22 protein-coding genes are annotated in these 23,325 nt (G+C 70.8%); 15 read left to right on the top strand and 7 right to left on the bottom strand.

From position 1 onward, the window contains the following. The first annotated feature begins 3 nt into the window (after positions 1–3). The 5 genes from Q0R63_RS03870 (at position 4) to Q0R63_RS03850 (ending at position 6,356) form a co-directional block, all read left to right on the top strand. Complete coding sequence (locus Q0R63_RS03870) at positions 4–939, top strand: sugar ABC transporter permease (protein ID WP_295694271.1); 936 nt, start codon at positions 4–6, stop codon at positions 937–939. Next, the gene (locus tag Q0R63_RS03865; RefSeq protein ID WP_366521075.1) at positions 936–1,868 is read left to right on the top strand and encodes a carbohydrate ABC transporter permease; all 933 of its coding nucleotides are present in this window, start codon (positions 936–938) and stop codon (positions 1,866–1,868) included. Before Q0R63_RS03870 ends, Q0R63_RS03865 begins: the two co-directional genes overlap by 4 nt. Before the next feature lie 91 nt (positions 1,869–1,959). Then, the gene (locus tag Q0R63_RS03860) at positions 1,960–4,440 is read left to right on the top strand and encodes a glycoside hydrolase family 2 protein (protein ID WP_295694268.1); all 2,481 of its coding nucleotides are present in this window, start codon (positions 1,960–1,962) and stop codon (positions 4,438–4,440) included. After that, positions 4,437–5,360, top strand: coding sequence for a Gfo/Idh/MocA family oxidoreductase (locus Q0R63_RS03855; RefSeq protein WP_295694265.1), 924 nt, complete (start codon positions 4,437–4,439; stop codon positions 5,358–5,360). Before Q0R63_RS03860 ends, Q0R63_RS03855 begins: the two co-directional genes overlap by 4 nt. Positions 5,361–5,366: 6 nt before the next feature. Further along, positions 5,367–6,356 (top strand): acetylxylan esterase, encoded by a 990-nt coding sequence (locus Q0R63_RS03850; RefSeq protein WP_295694261.1) that lies wholly within the window; start codon positions 5,367–5,369, stop codon positions 6,354–6,356. A 31-nt stretch (positions 6,357–6,387) separates the two neighbouring features. Here Q0R63_RS03850 and Q0R63_RS03845 read toward each other — a convergent pair whose 3' ends face one another. After that, complete coding sequence (locus tag Q0R63_RS03845) at positions 6,388–8,169, bottom strand: ABC transporter ATP-binding protein (protein ID WP_295694258.1); 1,782 nt, start codon at positions 8,167–8,169, stop codon at positions 6,388–6,390. A gap of 53 nt (positions 8,170–8,222) precedes the next feature. On the opposite strand from Q0R63_RS03845, the gene Q0R63_RS03840 reads away from it, so the two are divergent. Together Q0R63_RS03840 and Q0R63_RS03835 are read left to right on the top strand one after the other, a co-directional pair. Further along, positions 8,223–9,206 carry a cellulase family glycosylhydrolase gene (locus Q0R63_RS03840; protein WP_295694256.1) on the top strand — a complete coding sequence of 328 codons (984 nt, stop codon included), beginning with the start codon at positions 8,223–8,225 and terminating at the stop codon, positions 9,204–9,206. A gap of 180 nt (positions 9,207–9,386) precedes the next feature. Beyond that, positions 9,387–9,512 carry a hypothetical protein gene (locus Q0R63_RS03835; protein ID WP_295694254.1) on the top strand — a complete coding sequence of 42 codons (126 nt, stop codon included), beginning with the start codon at positions 9,387–9,389 and terminating at the stop codon, positions 9,510–9,512. A gap of 147 nt (positions 9,513–9,659) precedes the next feature. Here Q0R63_RS03835 and Q0R63_RS03830 read toward each other — a convergent pair whose 3' ends face one another. From Q0R63_RS03830 to Q0R63_RS03820, 3 genes are read right to left on the bottom strand one after another with little or no spacing between them, the layout of a single operon-like run. Further along, positions 9,660–10,544, bottom strand: coding sequence for a carbohydrate ABC transporter permease (locus Q0R63_RS03830; RefSeq protein ID WP_295694252.1), 885 nt, complete (start codon positions 10,542–10,544; stop codon positions 9,660–9,662). An 11-nt stretch (positions 10,545–10,555) separates the two neighbouring features. Continuing rightward, complete coding sequence (locus Q0R63_RS03825; RefSeq protein WP_295694248.1) at positions 10,556–11,512, bottom strand: sugar ABC transporter permease; 957 nt, start codon at positions 11,510–11,512, stop codon at positions 10,556–10,558. Between the two features lie 5 nt (positions 11,513–11,517). Next, entirely contained in the window at positions 11,518–12,837 is a 1,320-nt protein-coding gene (locus tag Q0R63_RS03820; RefSeq protein WP_295694245.1) for a sugar ABC transporter substrate-binding protein, read from the bottom strand. A 210-nt stretch (positions 12,838–13,047) separates the two neighbouring features. Between Q0R63_RS03820 and Q0R63_RS03815 the strand changes: the two genes are divergently transcribed. Next, entirely contained in the window at positions 13,048–13,548 is a 501-nt protein-coding gene (locus Q0R63_RS03815) for a PASTA domain-containing protein (protein WP_295694242.1), read from the top strand. Here the strand turns inward: Q0R63_RS03815 and Q0R63_RS03810 are convergent. Continuing rightward, positions 13,535–13,954 (bottom strand): hypothetical protein, encoded by a 420-nt coding sequence (locus tag Q0R63_RS03810; protein ID WP_295694239.1) that lies wholly within the window; start codon positions 13,952–13,954, stop codon positions 13,535–13,537. The two genes, Q0R63_RS03815 and Q0R63_RS03810, sit on opposite strands and share 14 nt — an antisense overlap. Positions 13,955–14,052: 98 nt before the next feature. On the opposite strand from Q0R63_RS03810, the gene Q0R63_RS03805 reads away from it, so the two are divergent. Beyond that, positions 14,053–15,642 (top strand): LLM class flavin-dependent oxidoreductase, encoded by a 1,590-nt coding sequence (locus Q0R63_RS03805; RefSeq protein ID WP_295694235.1) that lies wholly within the window; start codon positions 14,053–14,055, stop codon positions 15,640–15,642. Between the two features lie 117 nt (positions 15,643–15,759). Here Q0R63_RS03805 and Q0R63_RS03800 read toward each other — a convergent pair whose 3' ends face one another. Beyond that, positions 15,760–15,984 (bottom strand): hypothetical protein, encoded by a 225-nt coding sequence (locus Q0R63_RS03800; protein WP_295694232.1) that lies wholly within the window; start codon positions 15,982–15,984, stop codon positions 15,760–15,762. A 172-nt stretch (positions 15,985–16,156) separates the two neighbouring features. Next, positions 16,157–17,263, bottom strand: coding sequence for an ionic transporter y4hA (locus Q0R63_RS03795; protein WP_295694229.1), 1,107 nt, complete (start codon positions 17,261–17,263; stop codon positions 16,157–16,159). Between the two features lie 117 nt (positions 17,264–17,380). On the opposite strand from Q0R63_RS03795, the gene Q0R63_RS03790 reads away from it, so the two are divergent. The 6 genes from Q0R63_RS03790 to Q0R63_RS03765 all read left to right on the top strand — a co-directional run. Then, complete coding sequence (locus Q0R63_RS03790; protein WP_295694225.1) at positions 17,381–18,910, top strand: molybdopterin-dependent oxidoreductase; 1,530 nt, start codon at positions 17,381–17,383, stop codon at positions 18,908–18,910. A 238-nt stretch (positions 18,911–19,148) separates the two neighbouring features. Further along, positions 19,149–19,814 carry a fasciclin domain-containing protein gene (locus Q0R63_RS03785; RefSeq protein ID WP_295694223.1) on the top strand — a complete coding sequence of 222 codons (666 nt, stop codon included), beginning with the start codon at positions 19,149–19,151 and terminating at the stop codon, positions 19,812–19,814. A gap of 61 nt (positions 19,815–19,875) precedes the next feature. Next, positions 19,876–20,478, top strand: coding sequence for an ECF RNA polymerase sigma factor SigK (gene sigK, locus Q0R63_RS03780; protein ID WP_295694221.1), 603 nt, complete (start codon positions 19,876–19,878; stop codon positions 20,476–20,478). Further along, positions 20,475–21,218, top strand: coding sequence for an anti-sigma factor (locus Q0R63_RS03775; RefSeq protein WP_295694219.1), 744 nt, complete (start codon positions 20,475–20,477; stop codon positions 21,216–21,218). The genes sigK and Q0R63_RS03775 overlap by 4 nt, the downstream gene beginning before the upstream one ends. Before the next feature lie 241 nt (positions 21,219–21,459). After that, a complete protein-coding gene (locus Q0R63_RS03770) occupies positions 21,460–22,875 on the top strand; it encodes an FAD-dependent oxidoreductase (protein ID WP_295694217.1) in 1,416 nt (471 codons plus the stop codon). Further along, positions 22,872–23,325: DUF1365 family protein (locus tag Q0R63_RS03765; protein WP_295694214.1), on the top strand; the 454-nt coding region annotated here is incomplete at its 3' end. The genes Q0R63_RS03770 and Q0R63_RS03765, both read left to right, overlap by 4 nt.

Raw genomic sequence — 23,325 nt, 5'->3', positions numbered from 1 at the left:
GGGATGAGCTCTCCGACAACGGCTTCCGCCGTCGCCAGGGGGGTAGCGGGGGAGATGGTGGTCTCCAGCCCGGGCCGGTTGGCCTCGCGCTGGACCCCCTGGCTGTTCCTCCTCGCCCCCCTCCTGCTGCTGGCCGTCTTCACCTGGGTCCCGGTAGCCAACCTCTTCTTCTACAGCGTGACCGACTGGGACGGGGTGAGCCCGGACCGGTCCCTCGTGGGCCTGGCCAACTACCGCGAGCTGGTGACCCGGCCCGAGCTGTTCCGGGTGTTCCTCGTCAGCGGCTACTACCTCGCCGCCTCGGTGGTCCAGCTCGTCCTGGCGCTCTACCTGGCGACGGTGCTGAGCTTCAAGACCCGCTTCCGCAACCTCTTCAAGGGCATCATCTTCTTTCCCTACCTCATCAACGGAGTGGCGATCGCCTTCGTCTTCCTCTTCTTCTTCAAGCCCGGGGGCACGCTCGACTCGCTCCTCGCCCTCGTCGGGATCTCGCACGACAGACTCTGGCTCGGCGACCCGGCGCTGGCCAACCCCTCGCTGGCCGCGGTCTCCGTCTGGCGCTACCTCGGCCTCAACTTCATCCTGTTCCTCGGTGCCATCCAGTCGGTCCCGGGCAGCCTCTACGAGGCGGCGGAGCTCGACGGCGCCACCCGGTGGCAGCAGTTCCGCTACCTCATCGCGCCCAGCATCAAGCCGATCCTCGGGCTCAGCGTCATCCTCGCGATCTCCGGATCGCTGGCCGTCTTCGAGATCCCGTTCATCATGACCGGGGGCGCCGGTGGGACAACGACCTTCGTCATCCAGACGGTCAAGCAGGCCTTCGTCTTCAACAAGGTCGGGCTCGCGTCGGCCGCCTCCGTGGTCCTGCTTGCGCTCGTCCTGCTCATCACCTGGATCCAGCGCCGCATCGTGCCCGACGAGAGGGTTGATCTCACGTGACCACCGTGTCGTCGACGCCCACCCCGAGCTCCAGCGCGAGGCCGACCCCACCCCGGGTCACGTATGCCGCGCGGCCGGAGTCGCCGCGCCGCCCGACCCCCCGGTGGGTCCGATGGTCCGTCACCACCGGGAAGTACCTCTCTCTGGTCGCCGTCTCCCTCGCCATGGTCGTCCCGCTCGTCGTCGTGGTCTTCACCTCGTTGAAGACCCACGAGGAGGCAGCGGTCAGCAACCCCCTCAGCCCGCCCCACGACTGGTTCAATCTGCACAACTACGCCGTGGCGTTCACCGACGGGAGGATGCTGCCGGCGTTCCTCAACACGACGTTCATCCTGGTGATCTCGGTGGTCGGCAACATCATCGTCGGGTCCATGGCCGCCTACGCCATCGACCGGTTCGAGTTCCGGTTCAAGAAGCTCGTGCTCGTGCTCTTCCTGCTGGCCACCCTGGTGCCGAGCGTCACGACGCAGGTGGCGACCTTCCAGGTCATCGACACCCTCGGCCTCTTCAACACGCGGTGGTCGGCGATCGCCCTCTACATGGGCACCGACATCCTCTCGATCTACATCTTCCTGCAGTTCATCCGCGGGATCCCGGTGTCCCTCGACGAGTCCGCGCGCCTCGACGGGGCCAGCTCCTTCACCATCTACCGCCGGATCATCCTGCCGCTGCTGCGGCCGGCCATCGCCACGGTCGTCATCATCAAGGGGATCTTCGTCTACAACGACTTCTACGTGCCCTTCCTCTACATGCCGTCGTCCGACCTCGGGGTGGTCTCCACCTCGCTCTTCCGCTTCAAGGGGCCCTTCGGCGCCCAGTGGGAGGCCATCTCCGCGGGTGCCATCCTCGTCATCCTCCCGACGCTCGCGGTCTTCCTCGCCCTGCAGAGGCTCATCTACAACGGCATGACCTCGGGCTCGACCAAATAACCAGCACCCATGCCGCACAGGGGTTCTGACCCGGCGGCCCGAACCGATACGCTGCCCCACACCCCGACGCACAACCCAGGAGACCAGACCCATGCCGCTCGACCTCGACCAGCGCTGGACCGTCCGGGCGGCCGCAGGTGAGGTGCCGGCGTCCGTCGCGGGCGCGACCTTCCCGGCCGACGTGCCGGGCTGCATCCACCTCGACCTGCTGGCCGCCGGCGTCGTCCCCGACCCCTACCTCGACGACCAGGAGCGCGAGCAGGCCTGGATCGGGTTCGTCGACTGGCGCTACGAGACGACCTTCCACTGGGACCCCTCTTCCCACCCGGGCGAGCAGACCGAGCTGGTCGCCGAAGGCCTCGACACCTTCGCCACCGTAGAGCTCAACGGCCACGTCCTCGGCACTACCGCCAACATGCACCGCACCCACCGCTTCGACCTCGCAGGGCTGCTCGTCGAGGGCGACAACGCGCTGGCCGTGACCTTCGCGGCCGGCGTGCCGGCGACGCGCCGCGCCAGCGAGGAGCTCGGGCCGCTGCCCCACATCAACACCCACCCCTTCAACGCCGCCCGCAAGATGGCCAGCAACTACGGGTGGGACTGGGGTCCGGACCTCGTCACCGCCGGCATCTGGCGCCTGATCCGCATCGAGTCGTGGTCCGACGTACGGATCGCGTCGGTGCGTCCGCTCGTCGACGTGGTCGGCGACGACGGCATACTGTGGGCCCACGTCGACCTCAGCGGGGAACTCCGCTCTGCCGACACGGCCCTCGCGGTCACCGTGACGGTAGCGGGGCAGACGGTGCGGGTCGACGCAGAACCCGGAGCGACGGGAGTCGTTGCGCAGGTCACGGTGCCGTCGGTCGACCGCTGGTGGCCGCGGGGCTACGGCGAGCAGCCGCTCTACGACGTGCTGGTCACCCTCGAGGCGCGGGGCGAGATCTGCGACGAGTGGCGTGGCCGCGTCGGTTTCCGGACCGTCGCGCTGGACACCACCCCCGACGCCGACGGGACGCCCTTCCGCCTGCTCGTCAACGACACCCCGCTCTTCGTGCGGGGGGTCAACTGGATCCCGGACGACTGCTTCCCCTCCCGGATCACCGCCGAGCGGTATGCCGCGCGCCTCGACGAGGCCGCGGCCGCCGGGTGCAACCTCGTGCGGATCTGGGGCGGCGGCATCTACGAGAGCGAGGACCTCTACCGGCACTGCGACGAGACCGGGATGCTCGTCTGGCAGGACTTCCTCTTCGCCTGCGCGGCCTACTCCGAGGAGGAGCCGCTGCGCTCCGAGGTCGTCGCCGAGGCCCGGGAGGCAGTGACCCGCCTCTCGGCCCACGCCAGCCTGGTGCTCTGGAACGGCTGCAACGAGAACATCTGGGGCCATGCCGACTGGGACTGGCAGGACGCCATCGGGGATCGCACCTGGGGCTGGGGCTACTACACGCAGATCCTGCCCGCCATCGTCGCCGAGCTCGACCCGACCCGGCCCTACAGCCCGGGGAGCCCGTTCTCCTTCGCCGAGGGCACGCACCCCAACGACCCCGACCACGGGACCATGCACATCTGGGACGTGTGGAACGAGCGGGACTACTCCGTATACCGGGACTACACACCGCGGTTCGTCGCGGAGTTCGGATTCCAGGGGCCCCCGACGTGGACCACCCTCGTCGGTGCCGTGCACGACGAGCCCCTGCGCCCCGACTCGGCAGGGATGCTGGTGCACCAGAAGGCGGAGGACGGCAACCTCAAGCTGGACCGCGGACTCTCCGGGCACCTGCCCATCCCGGACCGGATGGAGGACTGGCACTGGGCCACGAGCCTCAACCAGGCGCGGGCGGTCCGCTTCGGCATCGAGCACTTCCGGTCGTGGTGGCCCCGGTGCGCCGGGACGGTGCTGTGGCAGCTCAACGACTGCTGGCCGGTGACCTCCTGGGCGGCCCTGGACGGAGCCGGGCGTCGCAAGCCGCTCTGGTACGCGATGCGCCACGCCTACGCCGACCGCCTCCTCACGCTCCAGCCGCGCGGCGACGGGCTGGCCCTCCTCGCGGTCAACGACTCCGACAAGCCGTGGCTCGAGACGGTGCCCGCCGAACGCCGGCACGTCGACGGCCGGCTGATGGCCGGCGAGTCGGTGATCCTCGAGGTCGCCCCGCGATCGGTGCTCACTGTTCCCCTCCCCGGGCGACTGACCCGTCCGGACGACCCGACGTCCGAGGTCCTGCGGGTGGGCGCCGGTGTGGGGGCTGCTTGGTGGCACTTCGTCGAGGACGTCGAGGCCAACCTGCCCGCGCCACAGCTCGACGTCCAGGTCGTTCCCGAGCCGGGCGGCCACCGTGTCGAGGTGATGGCCCGCACCCTGGTGCGAGACCTCACCCTCCTCGTCGACCGGCTCGACCCCTCCGCGAGCGTCGACGAGATGCTCGTGACCCTGCTGCCGGGGGAGCGCGTGACCTTCAGGGTCACCGGGACCGTGGGGGTCTCCCCCGGCAGCTTCCTCGACCCGCTCGTGCTCCGCTCGAGCAACGACCTCTTCCACCCGGCCGCAGCCATGGCCGGGTCGGTGGTCGGGTGACCCGGCTGAGGGTCGGGGTCGCGGGGACGGGCTACTGGGCCAGGGAGATCCACGCACCGGGAGCGGCGCGGCATACCGAGCTCGACCTCGTCGCGGTCTGGGGGCGCGACGAGGTCCGGGCCGCTGAGCTCGCAGCGCCCTACGGTGCGGCGTCGGGCACCGACGTCGAGGCGTTCCTCGACGCGGTCGACGTGGTCCTCTTCGCCGTCCCGCCCGACGTGCAGGCCGGGCTCGCCGTGCGCGCGGCGGCAGGCGGCTGCCACCTGCTCCTCGAGAAACCCGTGGCGCTCGAACCGGCGCAGGCCCGGGCGGTCGCCGACGCGGTGCGGAAGGCGGGCACGAGCAGCGTCGTGTTCTTCACCGAGCGCTTCGTTCCCGACCGCGAGGCCTGGCTGCAGGACCTGGCCACCCGCGACTGCGGCGGCGGGCGCGCGACATGGCTTGCCTCCCTGCTCGACCCCGGCAACCCGTTCGCCGGGTCGCCCTGGCGGGATGACCGAGGAGCGTTGTGGGACGTGGGCCCTCACGCCCTGTCGGTGCTGCTGCCGGTCCTGGGACCGGTCGCCGAGGTGACGGCAACCGCGGGTCGGGGGGATATCACCGAGGCCCTGCTGACCCACGAGTCCGGTGCGGTCAGCACGATGTCGCTCAGCCTGACGATGCCGCCGGCGGCGACGCACTTCGACCTCGCCTTCTGGCACGAGGGGGGTTGGTCGGAACGCCCCGGTGCGGGCGTCGGGGCCGATGTCGCCTACGCCCACGCTCTGGACGAGCTGGTCGCCGACATCCGGGCGGGCTCGCCCGGCCACCGGTGCGGCGCCGACTTCGGGGCCGAGGTCGTCGACGTCCTCTTCCGGGTCCAGCAGTCACGCGACCCGCACCTCGGTGATAGGCGAGTTCAGCCCGACGGAGGCAGGTGAGCCCCGATGCCGTTGTGGGACCTCAGCGGTGAGGCCCTGCGCCGGCACCGGTGCACCACGCCCGAGCCCGAAGATTTCAAGGCCTTCTGGGTGGGGACGCTGGAGGCCGCCCGCAGCCACGCACGTCCGGTCCACGTCGAGCCCGTCGACACCGGGCTCCCACTGGTGCACACCTGGGACGTCGAGCTGTCCGGCTTCGGCGGCCACCCGGTGCGGGCGTGGTGGCACGTGCCGGCGGGGGTGCCCGGCCCCGTGCCGGTCGTCGTGCACGCCCAGGGCTATGGCGGCGGCCGCGGCCTGCCGCACCAGGTGCCGTGGTTCGTCCTCGCCGGGTGGGCCTGCCTCGAGGTCGACACCCGCGGTCAGGGCTCGAGCTATGCGGTCGGCGACACCCCGGACCCGGTGGGGTCGGGGCCGTCCCACCCCGGCTTCCTCACCCGCGGTCTCCTCGACCCGGGCGACCACTACTACCGCCGGGTCTATGCCGACACCGTCCGAGCGGTCGAGTCCGTGGCCGAGCTCCCCGGCGCCGACGCGACCCGGGTGGCGGTGACCGGAGGAAGCCAGGGCGGGGGCATCGCGCTCGCGACCGCGGCGCTGCTGGGCCTGTCCCCGGCAGCGACCGCGCCGCTGCGCGCGGTCTGCGCCGACGTCCCGTTCCTCTGCGACATCCGGCGCGGCAGCGAGATCTCGTCGAGCGCGCCCTACTCGGAGGTCGCGGCATACCTCGCGGTGCACCGCGACCACGCGGAGCAGACGTTCCGCACGCTCTCCTACATCGACGCGGCGGTCCTCGCCACCCGGGCAACCGCTCCGGCGCTGTTCTCCGTGGCCCTCATGGACCAGGTCTGTCCGCCATCGACCGTCTACGCGGCATACAACGCGTATGCCGGGCCGAAGCAGATCCGGGAGTATCCCTTCAACGACCACGAGGGAGGACAAGCGTTCCACGACAGGGTGATTGGCGACTTCCTCGCCGAGCACCTGGGGTCGTGACCGGGTGTTCCCCCTCCTCCGGGTCGACGCCTCAGCCGGCGGCCAGCGTGCTGAGCTCGACGTAGGCGCCGCCGCGCGCCATCAGCTCGTCGTGGCTGCCGACCTCGACCAGGTGACCGTTCTGGAGGACCGCGATCCGGTCGGCTCCGCGGATCGTCGACAGGCGGTGGGCGACGACGAAGGTCGTCCGGCCGCGGACCAGCCGGGCCAGCGCCTCCTGGACCATCGCCTCGGACCGTGGGTCGAGGGCCGCGGTCGGTTCGTCGAGGACGAGCACCCGCGGGTCGCGGATGAGGGCGCGGGCGATCGCCAGCCGCTGCTTCTGGCCGCCGGAGAGCCGACCGCCGCGCTCGCCGACCGGGGCGTCGACCCCGCCGAGCTCCTGCACGAAGTCCCAGGCGTTGGCGTCCTCGAGGGCACTCTGCAGGGCCCGGTCGTCGAGGTGGGGCTGGCCGTAGGTGACGTTGTCGCGGACCGAGCCCTCGAAGAGCAGCGACTCCTGCGGCACGACGGCCAGGCGGCGGCGGTAGTCCCGCAGGTCGAGGTCCTGCAGGTCCTCGCCGTCGAGCAGCAGCCGGCCATGCGTGGGGTGGAGGAAGCCGATGGCCAGGTTGAGCAGGCTCGACTTGCCCGAGCCCGACGGCCCGACCAGCGCGAGGGTCTCGCCCGGCTCGACGACGAGGTCGATGTCGCTGAGAGCGGGGGTCGGCGCGTCGGGATAGGTGAGGGTGACGTGCTCGAACCGGAAGGCGCCTTCGACTCGGGTGACGCGGCGCTTGCCCGCGTTGAGCTCGAGATCGGGCTCGGCGAGGACCTCGGCCATCGAGCGGACCGATTCCAGGCCGCGGGTCGCGACCGGTGCGACGTTGAGGAGCATGCTGACGGCGCCGGTGAGGGTGAGGAAGTAGGTCGAGAGCAGGACCACGTCACCGACCGTGAGGTCGAACGTCCCCGCTCTCGCCATCGCCGCCGCGGTGACGAGGCAGCCGACGCTGAGCAGCTGGAACAGCATCCAGGCCAGGGCGTTGAAGCCGCCGTTGAGCACGTCGAGCTGGGTGCCCTGGGTGCGGACGCGCCCGAGCGAGCTGTCGATCCGGGCGAGCTCGTCGGACTCGGTCGCGTGGGCCCGCGTCACGGGGATGAGGTGGGTCATCTCGCTGACCCGCGCCGAGAGCTGCTCGATCTCCCGTCGGAAGAGCTGGTTGCGGTGGGTCATCCGGCGGCGCATGGCACGGACCACGAGTGCGGCCGCCGGGACCACGAGGAGGAAGACGGGCAGGAACTGGGGCACCCGGATGGCGGTCAGCACGAGGGCGCCGAGCAGCGTGGTCACGGCCGCCATCCCGCTGTCGAAGACCTGCCGCGAGGTCTCGACGATGTTCTCGACGTCGCGGATCACCTTGGCCTGCAGCACCCCGGCGCTGGTGCGGCGGTGGTAGCCGATCGACAGCTCCTGCAGCCGCTGGCAGAGTCCCATCCGGCAGTCGGCCTCGACGCTGCGGACGGCGAGGCTGAACCAGCGCGCATAGGCCCAGGTCATCGGCAGGTTGAGCACCACGAGGGCCACCATCGCCACGGCGTTGACCACGAGCACCCGTGTGGGAGAACGCTGCACGACGGCGTCGATGACATTGGCCGTCAGCAGCGGCATGACCCAGACGGGGGAGTGCTTGGCGGTGAACGCCAGGGCGGCCAGTGCGATCCGGCGGCGCTGGCCGGCATACAGGCGCAGCGCGCTGCGGACGGGGTGGTCGCGCTCGATGCGGGCCATTCCGGCCGGGGGTCGTGCCGGGGGCACGACGGGTCGGGTCATCGGGGCCGGCAGAACTTAAGCGCTTCAGTACACACGAGAGAAGGGTAACCGCAATGCCTCGCTACGGCTTCAACCTCCAGTGGCTCTTCCAGCGCGACCGGGGGGTGAGCGACCCCGACGTGAAGGTCCTCGACGCCATCGCGGCATGGGGCTTCGACTTCGTCCGGCTCCCGATGGACTACCGCACGTGGGCGGTGGACGGTGACCCCCGACGCGCGGACGAGCAGGTCCTGGGCCGGATCGACGCCGCGCTCGAGGCGTGCCGGACGCGGGGGCTGCACCTGTGCCTGGCCCTCCACCGCACGCCGGGATACTGCATCACCGGCTGGGAGAGCGAGCCCTACGACCTGTGGTCGGACGTCCGCGCTCAGGACGACTTCGTGCTGACGTGGGAGCGCTTCGCGACCCGGTATGCCGTGGAGTCACGCGAGGTGCTGAGCTTCGACCTCGTCAACGAGCCGCCGGAGCTCGGCCTGCGCGGCTTCACCCGGGACGCCCACGAGGCGGTGGTGCGCCGCACGGTCGCGGCGATCCGGGCGATCTCCCCGGGCCGACCCCTCGTCCTCGACGGCCTCGACGGGGGGAACCTCGCGATGCCCGAGCTGGCCGACCTCGGCACGACGCAGAGCGTGCGGGGCTACCAGCCGATGCGGGTGTCCCACTCCGGCGCCCCCTGGTGGCCGCCGGCAGCTCTGCTCGAGCCGCCGGCATACCCGTGCTCCTACGACGGGCAGTGGTGGGACCGCGACGCGCTCGTGGAGTTCTACCGGCCGTGGCGCGACCTCGAGGCCTCCGGCGTGCCCGTGCACGTCGGCGAGTTCGGTTGCTACGTCGAGACGCCCGACGACATCGCCCAGGCGTGGTTCACCGACCTCTTCTCGGTCTTCGCGGAGTTCGGGTGGGGCTATGCGCTCTGGGAGTTCGAGGGCGACTTCGGCGTCGTCGGCCACCGCCGCCCGGGGGCGGTCTTCGAGGAGCGCGACGGCTTCCGCGTCGACGTGCGGCTGCTCGACCTGCTGATGGGCTCGCGCCGCTGACCCGAACCCCGTGTGTCCGGCGGTCGGTAGCCAGGGCTACAGGCCTGCCGGACGCAGTGGTCTGCTTCGGGCGCTACCGTGACTCATGCCCCGAGGCGACCTCTGACGGAGTGGCCGGCAACGATCGAGCTACTGGGTCAGCCGCTGGCGACCCGGCTTACTGGCGCAGGCGAGGCGTCCATGCGCCAGTACGTCTCGGGCGAGTGGAGCGCCCCGCTCGAGGTGCTGCCGGAGGACTGGCGGCCGGACGACGTCCCGGCACAGCAGGTTGCCGTCCTCGCCCGTTCGCTGACGGCGTGGGTGTGAGGGGTCGGCCTCGGTGCCGCCCCACCAACAGGCGCAGGCCCGCCGACCCGCCAGGCTGAGGCTCGAGCCTTCCGCCGCGGCGAGCTTGTGCCTGTTGGCCGGGCGACCGCGCCGGCCGGTGCTTCCGGACGCCAGGGGCCGAGCGGCCTACTGGATCCCGCTCCGGGCGAAACCCTGCACGAAGAAGCGCTGGAAGACGAGGAACAGCACCACCATCGGGGCCACGGTCAGCAGCGCGAACGCCATCGTGCCGCCGTAGTCCGAGCCGAACTGGCCCTGGAGGTAGAGCAGCCCGATCGGCAGGGTGAACAGCGCATTGTCCTTCAGGGCGATGAGCGGCCAGGCGAAGTCGTTCCACGTCTGCAGGAGGCTCATGAAGAACAGCACGGCCAGCAGCGGTTTACAGAGCGGCAGGACGATCTGCAGGAAGATCCGCAGCTGCCCGGCGCCGTCGATGCGAGCGGCCTCGAAGAGGTCGCGCGGGATGGCGAGGATGAACTGCCGGGACAGGAACACCCCGAAGGCCGACGCCGCGGTCGGGAGGATCACCGCCCAGTAGCTGCCGTAGAGCCCGAGCTGGGTGACGATCTTGAACAGCGGCACCATGATCACCTGCACGGGGATCATCAGGGTCGACAGGGCCACGAGGAAGAGGAACGACGACCCGCGGAACTTCAGCTGCGCGAACGCGTACCCCGCCAGGAGGCTCGTCGAGACCGTGATCGCCGAGGTCACGAGCGCGATCGCCAGCGAGTTGCCGAACCACGCCGAGATGGGGAACGAGGAGAACACCCGCTGGAAGTTCTCGAGGGTGAACGACTGGGGCCAGAGGCGTAGGCCCGAGCTGAACAGGTCGCTGCGGGTGGAGAAGGCGACGACCACCATCCAGTAGAGCGGGAAGAGCACGACGGCGCAGGCGACGATGGCGAGGGCGATCCGCAGGGCCAGCCCGCTCCGGTGGCGACGCCGGCGGGCCGCGGCATACCCCGCCTCCTGCCGGCTGCGGTTCCCGTCCACAGGGTTCCCGTCCACTCGTAGGCTGCTCATTCGACCGGGTCCCGGTTCCGGCTGCTGCGCCAGCGCACGGCGGTGAAGGTCATGGTGGCGAGCAGCAGCACCACGCCGATCGCCGCGGCATACCCCTGGTCGCGCGTGACGAAGCCGTTGTCGTAGGCGTAGGTGACGAGCACGGAGGTCGCGTTCTGCGGGCCGCCGCCGGTCATCACGAAGACGATGTCGAAGACCTGGAACGAGTAGATGACGTTCATGATCAGCAGGAAGAACGACGAGGGCCCGACCATCGGCACCGTGAGGTAGCGGAACTGCTGCCAGCCGTTGGCTCCGTCGAGCCGGGCCGCCTCGTAGAGATAGGGGTTGATGCCCTGCAGCCCGGCGAGGTAGATGAGCATGTTGAAGCCCACGCGCCACCACAGGGTGACGAGGACGACCGAGACGAAGGCGGCCGTGCTGCCGGACTGCCACTGGATCGCCGGCAGGCCGAGCGAGCGCAGCATCTTGTCGAGCACGCCGTTGTTCTGGTCGAAGACCAGCGTGCCGATCAGTGCGGTCGCCACCCCGGAGATCGCCATCGGCACGATGAGGATCGAGCGGAACAGTCCGCGGGCCGGGAGCACCGAGTTCAGCAGCACCGCGACGCCGAGGCCGAGCAGCATCGAGACCGGCGTGACGATGGCGGTGAACAGGGCGGTGTTGAGGGTGGACCGCCAGAACACCGGGTCGCGGACCAGCCGCGCGTAGTTCTCCAGACCGGTGAACGTGCCGGCGCCGAAGCCGTTGGTCTTCTGGAGGCTGATGACCACCGCCCCCACCAGCGGCAGGAGGACGAACACCCCGAGCAGGATCAGAGTCGGGGTGAGGAACGCGTACCCCACGAGCGACTCGCGGTAGCGACGGGTCGGTCGCCGGGAGGGTTTCCCGCCGTCCGCGGTCGCTGTCCCGTATGCCGCGCGCTTGCGCAGCGCCGTGGAGGCAGAGCTCATGCCAGTCATGCCACCGCAGCGGCGATACCCGCCGAGATGCTCTTGATCGTGGCGTCGGTGCTCTGGCCGCCGACGAAGGCCGACTCGAGCTGGTCCTTCAGCACGGTGATGATCTTGGACATGGACGGGGACGCGACCTGCCCCGAGTCGCGCGGTTGGACGCTGGACGCCTGGCCGATGAAGACCGGGGACAGCTCAGGACGCACCTTGAAGTTGATGCCCGACGCCACGAGGTCCCGGCGGGTGGGCAGCAGCGAGGCTCCGGCGCAGAAGTCGCGCATCGAGTCGGCCTGCGTCATGAAGTCGAGGAACTTGGCCGCCAGGTCGGGGTTCTTCGTCCCGGCCGTGGCCACCAGCGCGTTGCCCCCGAAGTCCCCGGCGGAACGCACCTTCCGTGGAGAGAACGTCGCACCCCACTCGAAGCTCAGGGTCTTGGTCGCATCGGGGACGAAGAACGCCCCGGCGAAGGTCATCGCCGCGGTCTGCGAATACCAGGTGTCGCTCGCCAGGGTCGTTGACTTGACCGAGTTGTTCTGCGGCACATACTTGCTGGTGAAGAAGCTCTTCGTGAAGTCGACGGCGGCGCGGCCGGCCGCGGAGTCGATCGCGGGGGTCTTGAGGTCCTCCGCCAGGAAGCGACCGTCGGCCTCGAAGAGCCAGCTCAGCCACCGGGTGACGCCGTTGCCCTGCCAGTTCACGGCGAGCGGGTACTTCTCCGCCGGGAGCGCCGCCCGCAGCTTCTTGGCCACCTGGTCGAACTCGTCCCACGTCCACGCCGTGTCCAAGGTGGTGGGGACGGAGGTGATGCCGGCCGCCGCGAAGGCAGCCTTGTTGTAGACGATCACCGAGGTGTCGGTGTGATGCGGCACCCCGTAAGGCTTCTTCGCGTTCTGCACCGCGGCCCATGCGGCGGGCGTGAACCGGTCGGAGAAGCCGGTCGCCACGTGCGACGTCAGGTCGAGCAGCTGGCCGCGCCCGGCATAGCTGCCGAACGTGTAGTAGGGGACCCGGAAGACGTCCGGTGGGTTGCCCGCCTGCAGCTGGGCGTCGGATGTTGGTGAACATCTGGTTGTAGGGGACCGCGTTGAGGGCGATCTTCGCGCCCGTGTTGGCCGCCTCGAACCGGGCGATGACCTGACGGAAGCCCGCGAGCTCGGCGTCGGTGCCCCACGTGGTGAAGGCCAGCGGGCCGGTGGCCGCGTCCGCCTTGGAGGTCGAGGTGGAGAAGCCGCCGCAGGCGCCCAGCACCAACGGTGCCGCCACGGCGCCCGCCGCCCCGAGGAAACGTCGCCTGCTGAGTTCCATCCGTGCCTTCTCTCTCTCATCGTCCCCCGGGAGGTTTCAGGTCTCGGGGGACCCCTTGCGCCGCGGCCAACGACCAGTGTCCTACCCAGGAGGGCACGACGCCACGCAGGATGGCGAGGCTGGGTGCTGTGAGCGAGAGCGAGGTCCGGATCGAGACGCTGCTGCTCACTTCACGAGGACAGCGCGACGGCAACCGTGGGGAAACCATGAGCAGAACCGCCCGAGAGCGCATGAGGAGACGTCGCGGCGGCATACGGCGCGGTGGTGTGCTTCTGGTGGTCGGCTGCTCCGCTCTGGTCGTCCTCGCCGCCTGCGGCTCGGCCGCTGGTCCTGAGGGAGGGACGTCGATCGTCACGGCGAGGTCCTTCGGCGACAGCGCGATCGGGACCAGCCCGCCACCGGTCGTCCCGGCAGAGAACCTCGGGGCCGGTGTGAGGGCGACGCCGCCCACCACGCCGGTTCCGCCGTCGATGCTCACGGTGCCTGACGGCGTCGGGCTGGACTACCAGAAGGCCCAGGACCTCTGGCGGAGGGCCGGACTCCACGTCGCGCCCGCGGTGGCCGCCACCGGCGCCCAACGGCTCCCCGTCATCGATTCCAACTGGGTGGTGCTCTCCCAGGACCTCGCCGCGGGCAGCACGGTCCCGACCGACTCCTTCATCACCGCCACCGTCCCGAAGCTCACGGACCATGAGCAGGCCGGGGACGAGATCTGCCTCAGGTCCCGGTGAGCATCGCCATCAGGCGCTGCGCGCCGAGCCGGATGTGGGGCTCCGGGTGCTCGAGCAGGCGTGCGGCGGTCGTGACGGCGATGTCGCGGTCTCCCGGCTCGTACCACCCGACTCCCTCGCCGACGCCCGTCCCGATCGACTCGCCCTGGTCGTCGTCGGCGCCGGCGAGCGCCAGCGTGATGACGGCCCAGCCCCGCGCATCGGCCTGGCGGGCGACAGCCGCCGTCGCCGCCTTCGTGACGGCGGTGTCGCTGCCGTCGAGGATGAGGTCGTAGAGCGCCGCCTGCGCATCGTCCGAGTCGAGGAACGACGCGAGCGCCACCGCTGCATCGCGGCGATCGGTCCAGACCTCGCTCCGAGCGAGGGCGACGATGGCGGTCACGGCTCCGACCCGCACGTCATCCACATTCACGAGTGTCCCCCATCGGGGGCCGCACCCTCGCCGCCGCGGCCCACGCCGGCTGACGCAACCCAGCGGCCCGGCCGGCGGAGGAGGATGGCCCCGTGACCGACTACCTCCAGGCCCTCGCGTTCGGGGTCTTCCCCTCGCCCGACGCCGCCCACCCGCGCGCCGTCCTCGAGCTGGCGGAGGTCGCGGAGGTCAGTGGCCTCGACCTGCTCACGGTGCAGGACCATCCCTACCAGGCCGCGCACCTCGACGCGTGGACCCTGCTGTCCGTCGTCGCGGCCCGCACGACGACGCTGCGGGTGGCGCTCAACGTCGCGAACCTGCCCCTGCGTCCGCCGGTCGTCCTGGCCAAGGCCGTCGCGACCCTCGACCTCCTCTCGGGGGGACGTGTCGAGTTCGGTCTCGGAGCCGGGGCGTTCTGGGACGCCATCGCGGCCGCGGGCGGCACCCGGCTCACGGCCGGCGAGAGCGTCGTCGCCCTCGAGGAGGGCATCGAGGTGATCCGGGGCGTCTGGCACCCCGAGGGGTCGGCAGCGGTGCGCGTCGCCGGCCACCACCACCACGTCGTCGGCCTCCACCCCGGACCGCCGCCGGCCCATGCCGTCGAGATCTGGCTCGGCGCCTACAAACCCCGGATGCTGCGCCTCACCGGGCGGGTCGCGGACGGCTGGCTGCCGACCATGGGCTACGCCGATCCCGACGCCCTCGCCGGCATGAACGCCGTCATCGACGAGGCGGCTCGGGCGGCCGGGCCCGACCCGGCCTCGGTCCGGCGGCTCTACAACGTGATGGGCCGCTTCGGCGGCCCCGTCTCGAGCTCCCGCCTAGCCGGTATGCCGCGTGACTGGGCGGAGCAGCTGGCCCGGCTCGCTCTGGAGGAGGGCATGAGCACCTTCATCCTCGGCACGGACGACATCAGGGCGGTGCGCCGGTTCGGGGAGGAGGTCGCACCCCTGGTTCGCGACCTGGTGGACGCCGAGCGGGCAGGTGCGACAACGGGGCCCGCCTCCCAGCACGCGGCCGGGGACAGCGCCGAGGCACCGGAGGTGGCGACGGCCACGGCATACGCGTCGGGCCCGGTCGTCATCCGGACGACGCCCGACGACGGCACGCGGCTGAGCGACCAGGCCGCGTGGGACGAGTCGACCCGCCCGAGGTTCCCCGCGGTGGTGGGGGCGACCTCCACGCTGCAGCAGCAGGCGGCGCCGCAGCACCTCATCGACGTGCACGACGCCCTGCGTGCGGAGCTGACCCAGCTGCGTGACGTCATCGCGCAGGTCGCCGCTGGTCAGCTCGAGGTGGGGCCGGCGCGGTCCGTGATCAACCGAATGACGTTGCGGCAGAACAACTGGACCCTCGGCGCCTACTGCGAGCAGTACTGCCGGGTGGTGACCGGGCACCACACCCTCGAGGACCGCGGCGTCTTCCCGCACCTGCGCGGGGTGGCCGGCGCGAGCCCGGTGATCGACCGGCTGACGGAGGAGCACGAGGTCATCGCCGACCTCCTCGAGCACGTCGACCGGGCGCTCGTCGCCCTCGTCGCTCCGGCGAGCACGAGCGCGGGGCCGAGTGACGTCGCGCCGCTGCAGGAGGTCATCGACCTGCTGACCGACGCCCTGCTGTCGCACCTGTCCTACGAGGGACGCGAGCTGTTCCACCCGCTGGCGCTGGTCGGGTTCCAGTGAGCGCCCGCTGGTAGCAGCGAAAAACCGCGGACCCCGACATCTCGGGGACGTCGGGGTCGCGGTCGGGCCGGCAGGTCGGCCCAGAGTTCGGCTCAGGATCGAGCGGTTGGTCTCAGGTCACGTGGTGCCGGGACGCACACCGCCCCAGGACCAGGAGCTGGGGATGGCGAGATTGACCTTGCTGACGACGGTCGTGACGTTGACGGAGGTGGAGCCGGACGCGGAGACGGATGAGGCCAGCGACTCGTGAGCCGAGGCTGAGCCGGCCGCGCTGACGCCGATGAGACCGGCGACCGCAAGGCCGAGGACGGAGATGGACAGGGTGCGGAGGGGTGACTTCATGTCCTAAGTTTGGGTCATTCATGGACTCCGCCTGACCATCCGGGAGATGAACTATCCGTTCGGGTGCATCAATGCGGCCGAACGGCCAGTGTTTGTGCGGGCCTTGGGGTACAGGTCGGGCCGGACGGTGGTGCCGGCGGGCGGCCGGGAGCGGACCGGGCCAGCGAGACGGCTAGGGGTTCGCGGCGAGGAAGACGAAGCCTGCGAGCAGGACGAGGTGGACCCCGCCCTGGAGCCGCGTCGCCCGACCGGGCACGACCGTGAGCATCCCGACGACGACAGTCAGGGCGAGCAGCACCATCTGGGTCGGTCCGAGCCCGAGCTCGAGCGGCCCGTCGAGCCAGATCGAGACCACGGCGATGGCCGGGATCGTCAGCCCGATGCTCGCCATCGCGGACCCGAGCGCGAGGTTGAGACTGATCTGGACGCGGTCGCGCCGGGCCGCGTTGACGGCCGCAAGGGTCTCCGGGGCGAGCACGAGCAGGGCGATGACCACGCCGACGAAGGACGGGGGCAGACCCGCCGAGGCGACGGCCGACTCGATCGCCGGTGACTCGACCTTGGCCAGCCCGACCACGGCGACCAGCGCCACGACGAGCAGCACGAGGCTGCGGGCGGTCGTGCTGCCCGCCGGGCCGTCGTGGTCGTCGTCGGCAGACTCGATGGGCGCGCCGTCGGAGCCGATCGGCAGGAAGAAGTCCCGGTGACGGCCGGTCTGCGTCACCACGAACAGCCCGTAGAGCACGAGGGAGGCCGACGCCGCGAAGGCCAGCTGGGAGGGGCTGAACACCGGCCCGGGCTGCGCCGTCGTGAAGGTCGGCAGCACGAGGCACAGGGTCGCGACCGCGGTGACCGTGGCGAGCGCGCTGCCCGTGCCCTCCCTGTTGAAGACGACGAGACCGTGATGGAGGGAGCCGACGAGGATCGACAGCCCGAGGATCCCGTTGCAGGTGATCATCGTCGCCGCGAAGACGGTGTCGCGGGCGAGGCTCGCCGTGCCCTCGCCGCCCGAGATCATCAGCGTGACGATCAGTCCGACCTCGATCACCGTGACGGCGACCGCGAGGATGAGCGACCCGTAGGGCTCGCCGACCCGATGGGCGATGACCTCGGCGTGGTGCACGGCGGCGAGCACCGCCCCGGCCAGCAGGAGCGCGACGACGATGACGGGCACCGTCCCGAGGTCACGTCCGAGGGTCAGCGCGAGGGCGACGAGCGCGAGGACCGGCAGCAGCGCGGTCCACCTCAGCCAGGCAGAACGGGTGGCTGGAGAGGTCATGCCGCATCCTCCCAAAGGTTCTCCCCCCGGGAGGCAACCGGACATATCCGACGCTCTGTCGCGTGGGTCACGGGCACCCCGACAATCCAGACACGACTCCGGTGACGAAAGCCTCACATGTTAACCCGTCGCCGCACGTTTGCCGAGTCACTCCAGTATGCCGTTACGGGTGTGCTCGCTGCCCTCTCGGGGATGGCGGTCGGTCACCTCGTCGCCGGCGTGTTCAACCCGGCCAGCTCGCCCGTCCTCGCCGTCGGCTCGACCGTCATCGACGCCACCCCGGTCACCCTCAAGGATTTCGCGATCGAGCACTTCGGGACCAACGACAAGCTGGTCCTGCTGCTCTCGGTCGGTGTCGTGACCGTCCTGCTGGCCGCCGTCGCCGGGGCCCTGTCGCGCAAGCGGCCCGCCATCGGCATCGGCCTCATCGTGCTGCTCGTCGCCCTCGCCGGCGCCGCCGCGATGACCCGGCCGCTGGCCACCGTGACCGACCTCCTGCCCGCGCTCAGCACCGGCGTCGTCGGCATCGCGGTGCTCCTCTGGCTCCGTCGCTCGCTGGGGCAGCGACGGCGCGAGGGGAGCACCACGGGAGGCAGCCGACGCAGCTTCCTCTACGGAGCGGTCGGGGTCACGGCCGGCGCCGTCGTCCTCGGGGCCATCGGACAGAAGCTCGGCACCGCGTCGAGCGACCCCTCGACGGTCGCCCTGCCGAAGGCGACCGACCCGGGCACCGCGCTCCCGGCCGGCCTCGACACCAAGGTCCCCGGCATCTCGAGCTTCACCACCGCGACGGCCGACTTCTACCGGGTCGACACCAACCTCACGGTCCCGCAGGTCGCCAAGGGTTCGTGGAAGCTGCAGATCGACGGTGACGTCAAGAACCCCTTCAGCCTGACCTTCGACGAGCTCATCAAGATGCCGCTCATCGAGCGCAGCATCACCCAGACCTGCGTCTCCAACGAGGTCGGTGGCGGCTACATGGGATCCGCCACCTGGCTCGGTGTCAAGGTGACCGACCTCCTCGACCGTGCGGGAGTCGGCACCTCGGCCGACCAGCTGCTCAGCACCGCGGTGGACGGGTTCACGATCAGCACGCCGCTCGCCGCCGTCCGCGACGGCCGGGACGCGATGATCGCCATCGGGATGAACGGACAGGCCCTGCCGGCCGTCCACGGCTTCCCGGCCCGTCTGATCACCCCCGGCCTCTACGGATACGTCGGCGCCACCAAGTGGCTGACCAAGCTCACGTTGACCACCTACGCCAAGGACCAGGCGTACTGGACCCGGCGTCAGTGGGCCACGGACGCCCCGATCAAGACCTCGGCCCGGGTCGATACGCCGGCACCGCTGTCGACCATCAAGCCCGGGATGACCGCGATCGGCGGCGTGGCCTGGGCCCAGCACCGCGGCGTGGGCCTCGTCGAGATCCAGATCGACGGCGGCGCGTGGCAGAAGGTCATGCTCGGCCCCGACGCCGGGGTCGACTACTGGCGCCAGTGGTACCTCCCCTGGAACGCGACCTCCGGCAGCCACACCATCGCGGTGCGGGCCACCGACCTCAAGGGCCAGGTGCAGACGGACGTCCGGGCCAAGCCGTTCCCCAACGGCTCCAGCGGCATTCAGCAGATCGTCGTGCTCGTCTCCTAGGGCAGGACGGCAGGCCAGCACGCAGCGCGTCCGGACGTCACCAGCTGACGTCCGGGCGCGTTCTGCGTGCCCGCCGACTGCCTGCCTGGCGGCTGCCGGCCGCCCGCCGGTTGACCGGGCCCGCGTGACCCAACCGTGACCACATTGGGCGAAAAACCGTGCATCCGAGCAATCCACCAGGGGTCACGGAGCGAATCACTCCTGACAGTGAACCCAACCGGCTAAGGAGCCGTACACCATGAAGATCCGTCGCACCACCGCCACCCTGGCCCTCCTCGCTGCTCTTCCGCTCGGCCTCGCGGCCTGCGGCTCCAGCACCACTGCGGGCTCCACCGCCTCCTCGTCCTCCGCCGCCACCACCCCGGCAGCGACCTCGTCCTCGGACACCATGACCAGCAGCAGCACCTCGGCCCCCGCGGCCATGTCCAAGCCCTTCGGTGCGGGCTGCGCCGCCGTCCCGGCCACCGGCACGGGTTCCTTCGAGGGCATGTCGACCGACCCGGTCGCCACCGCCGCGAGCCACAACCCGGTCCTCTCCACCCTCGTCACCGCCGTCGGTGTCGCCGGACTGGGCGACACGCTGAACTCGGCCAAGGACATCACGGTCTTCGCGCCCTACAACGGTGCGTTCGCCAAGCTCCCGCCGGCCACGCTCAAGGCCGTTCTCGCCGACAAGGCCACGCTGACCAAGATCCTCACCTACCACGTGATCGCGGGACGCCTCAGCCCCGACCAGCTCGCTGGCGACCACAAGACCCTCGAGGGTGGCACCGTCACGGTCGCCGGCTCCGGCGAGGCGTTCACGGTCGGTGCGGGCAAGGCCAACGTCATCTGCGGCAACGTGCAGACGGCCAACGCCACGGTCTACATCCTCGACTCCGTCCTGATGCCCCCGGCCGCCTGACCCATCTCGATCAGCAGGTCCTTCCCACCCCTCAGCAGAGGCAGAGAGCAGAATGCTAGCCATGGCTGACCTTCGAGCGGTTCCCTCCAGCGATGACTCGCTGGAGGGGGCCGCTCCGGCCGAGCGGTATGCCGCACTCCTGCGGCAGGCCTCGCTCGGCGACGAGGGCGCGTTCGCCCAGCTGTACGACGCGGTCTCCTCCAGGCTCTACGGCCTGGTGGTCCGCGTCATCCGTGACCCAGCTCAGTCGGAGGAGGTGACCCAGGAGGCTCTCCTCGAGATCTGGAAGACCGCATCGCGGTTCGACCAGGATCGGGGCAGTGCTCTGGGGTGGATGATGACCATCGCTCATCGCAAGGCCGTCGACCGGGTCCGGTCCGCCGAAGCCTCCAGCCGCCGGGACACGACCTATCACGAGAGCACGCAGGACGTGGACTACGACAGCACCGCCGAGGCCGCTCAGGCCTCACTCGACGCCGAACGCGTCCGCAGGGCGCTCGCGACCCTGACGGACGCCCAGCGCGGCGCCCTCGAACTGGCCTACTTCGGTGGCTACACGCACACTGAGGTGGCCTCCATGCTCGGCCTCCCGCTCGGCACCGCCAAAACTCGCATCCGCGATGGACTCATCCGCCTTCGCGACACCTTGGGACTCCAGTCATGAATGACGACATCCACACCCTCTCCGGCGCCTATGCCGTCGACGCTGTCGACGACCTCGAGCGCGTCCGCTTCGAGAAGCACCTCTCCGCCTGCAGCGAGTGCGTGGCCGAGGTCGACAGCCTCCGGGCTGCCGCCGGCCAGCTGGGCTACCTGGCCGAGGTGACCCCGCCGGCCCGGCTGCGCGAGCAGGTCCTGCGCGACATCGCCAAGGTCCGTCCGCTGCCGCCGCAGGCCACCGCGGAGGCCTCGGCCCGGATCGAGATCACCCGTCAGTCGCTGCGCGAGACCGGCCGGCGTCCGAGACGCTTCCCGACCTGGCTCGCCGCCGCGGCCGCCGTCATCGTCATCGGGAGCGGTGCCACCGCCGTCGCGGTCCAGCACAACAACCAGGTGCAGACCCAGACCGTCGCGGAGAGCGTCCTCGCCGACCCCAACGCCAGCCGCAAGACCCAGGCCTTCCCCGGTGGCGCCTCCGCCGAGGTCGTGGCCTCCAAGTCGCTCGGCAAGGCCGTCCTGGTCACCCACGGTATTGCGAACGCACCGGCGGGGAAGGTCTACCAGGCGTGGTTCCAGCACGGTGAGTCGTTCACCTCTGCCGGCATCATGTCGTCCCGCGCCGACCAGACCCTGCTCCTCGACGGAGACGCCTCCACGGCCAGCGCCGTCGGTATCACCGTCGAGCCCGAGGGCGGCTCGTCATCGCCGACGTCGGCGCCGCTCGCCCTCATCACCATCGCCTGACCGCACCCGAGCGGCCGGCACCACCGTTCCACCGCAACGAAACCGCTCCACCGCAGCCACCCGGGCCGCGCCTCCGCCGAGGCGCGGTCCGGGTTCCTCTTTGCCCGGGTTCGACTGTGTCAGCGGCGACTTCGCCCGACCGGAGGTGGTGGGGTGCTGTGACCCGGAAGAGCCAATCCCGCGAGGCGGCGGCCACGAATCCCTGTCGTCCCAACCCGACCCGAACACCAGGACTCCTCGCATGTCGCCCCAGAGCAGCGCCCGCACCGGTAGCACCGGTGGCAGCCCCCGAAGCGCCCGTCGCGTCGCCGTCATCGGCAGCGGTGTGGCCGGCCTCGTGGCCGCGCACGTCCTGGCCCGGGAGTCGCACGTCACGCTCCTCGAGGCCGACGACCGGCTGGGTGGCCACGCCGACACCCACGAGGTCTCGCTCGGTGACCGGACGGACCGGAAGATCAACGTGGACACCGGGTTCATCGTCCACAACGACCGCACCTACCCCACCCTCCTGCGCCTCTTCGGCGAGCTCGGCGTCGAGACCCAGGACTCCGACATGAGCATGTCGGTCCGCGACGACGAGACCGGCCTGGAGTATGCCGGGGCCAAGGGTGCCCGGGGACTCTTCCCGCGGGCACGCAACCTGGCCAACCCGGCATACCTGCGGATGCTCCTCGAGGTGAAGCGCTTCCACCGCGCCGCCCGAGGCGTGCTCGAGACGCCCGAGGACGCCTCGGTCGCCGACGAGACGCTCGCGCAGTTCGTCGAGCGGGTCGGCTTCAGCGACTACTTCGCGACCTATTTCCTCGGCCCCGTCGTCGCCGCCGTGTGGTCCTGCGACCCGGCCGTGGCGCTGCAGTACCCCGCGCGCTACCTCTTCACCTTCCTCGACCACCACGGGATGCTCACCGTCTTCGGCTCGCCGACGTGGCGCACCGTCGTCGGCGGGTCGGCCCGCTACGTCGAGAAGGTGTCGGTCGGCATCCAGGAGATCCGCACCTCGTCGCCGGTCACTTCGGTCCGGGAGACGATTGACGGCGTCGTCGTCGAGTCCGCCAGCGGGACCGACACCTTCGACGCCGTGGTCATCGCCACGCACCCGGCCACGGCGCTGCGGATGCTCGCCGAGCCGACGGCGGTCCAGAGCGAGATCCTCGGCGCAATGCCCTACAGCGCCAACGTCGCCCAGCTGCACACCGACGAGTCCGTGCTGCCCCGCAGCGCCGGTGCGCGCGCCTCGTGGAACTACCTACGACGGCCGGCCGGCACCGAGAGCGGCACCGTCCTGATGTCCTACGACATGACCCGGCTGCAGCGGCTCGACACGACAGGCCCGCTCGTCACCGACCGCCGTTTCATCGTCACCCTCGGCGGCGAGGACCTCATCGACCCCAGCCTGGTCATCGAGACCATGCACTACGAGCACCCGCTCTACTCACCGGAATCCGTTGCGGCACAACGCCGTCTGCCGGAGATCCGGACCGAGCGCCTCGCCTTCGCCGGGGCCTACCACGGGTGGGGCTTCCACGAGGACGGCGCCCTCTCCGGCCTTCGTGCCGCCGAGCACCTCGGCGCCTCGTGGGATGCCCCGCGGCGTACCGACCTCTCCGAGCGCCCCCTGGTCGCGGTGGAGGACGATCGAGAGATGGCAGCAACATGAGCGACCTGCGGCACGCCGTGGACGCGAGCGACCTGCGGCCCGCTCTCGGTCTCGAGGCCGGGTTCGCGGCGCGGGCGACCCCCCGCGTCAGCACGCCCCGGATCTACCCCACGACGGTGCGGCACATCCGCCGGGAGCCGGTTCACCACGACTTCACCAACCACAGCTATCAGTGGCTGGTCGACCTCGACAGGCTCCCCGCGTCGGGGCTGCTGGGCCGGCTCGCGAGCTTCGAGGCCCGAGACCACCTCGGTGACCCCGGACGCACCCTGCGCGCCAACGTCGACACCTTCCTGGCCACCCAGGGCGTCGACCTCGACGGGGGACGGGTCCTCATGCTCGCGATGCCGCGGGTGCTCGGCACCGTCTTCAACCCGATCAGCCTCTACTGGTGCCACCGCCGCGACGAGACGCTCGAGTGCGTCGTCGTCGAGGTCCACAACACCTACG

This window comes from Lapillicoccus sp. (assembly GCF_025353065.1).
GTDB lineage: Bacteria > Actinomycetota > Actinomycetes > Actinomycetales > Dermatophilaceae > Lapillicoccus.
Note: the sequence above shows the minus strand (reverse complement) of the source record. Positions and strands in the feature narration are given on the sequence as shown.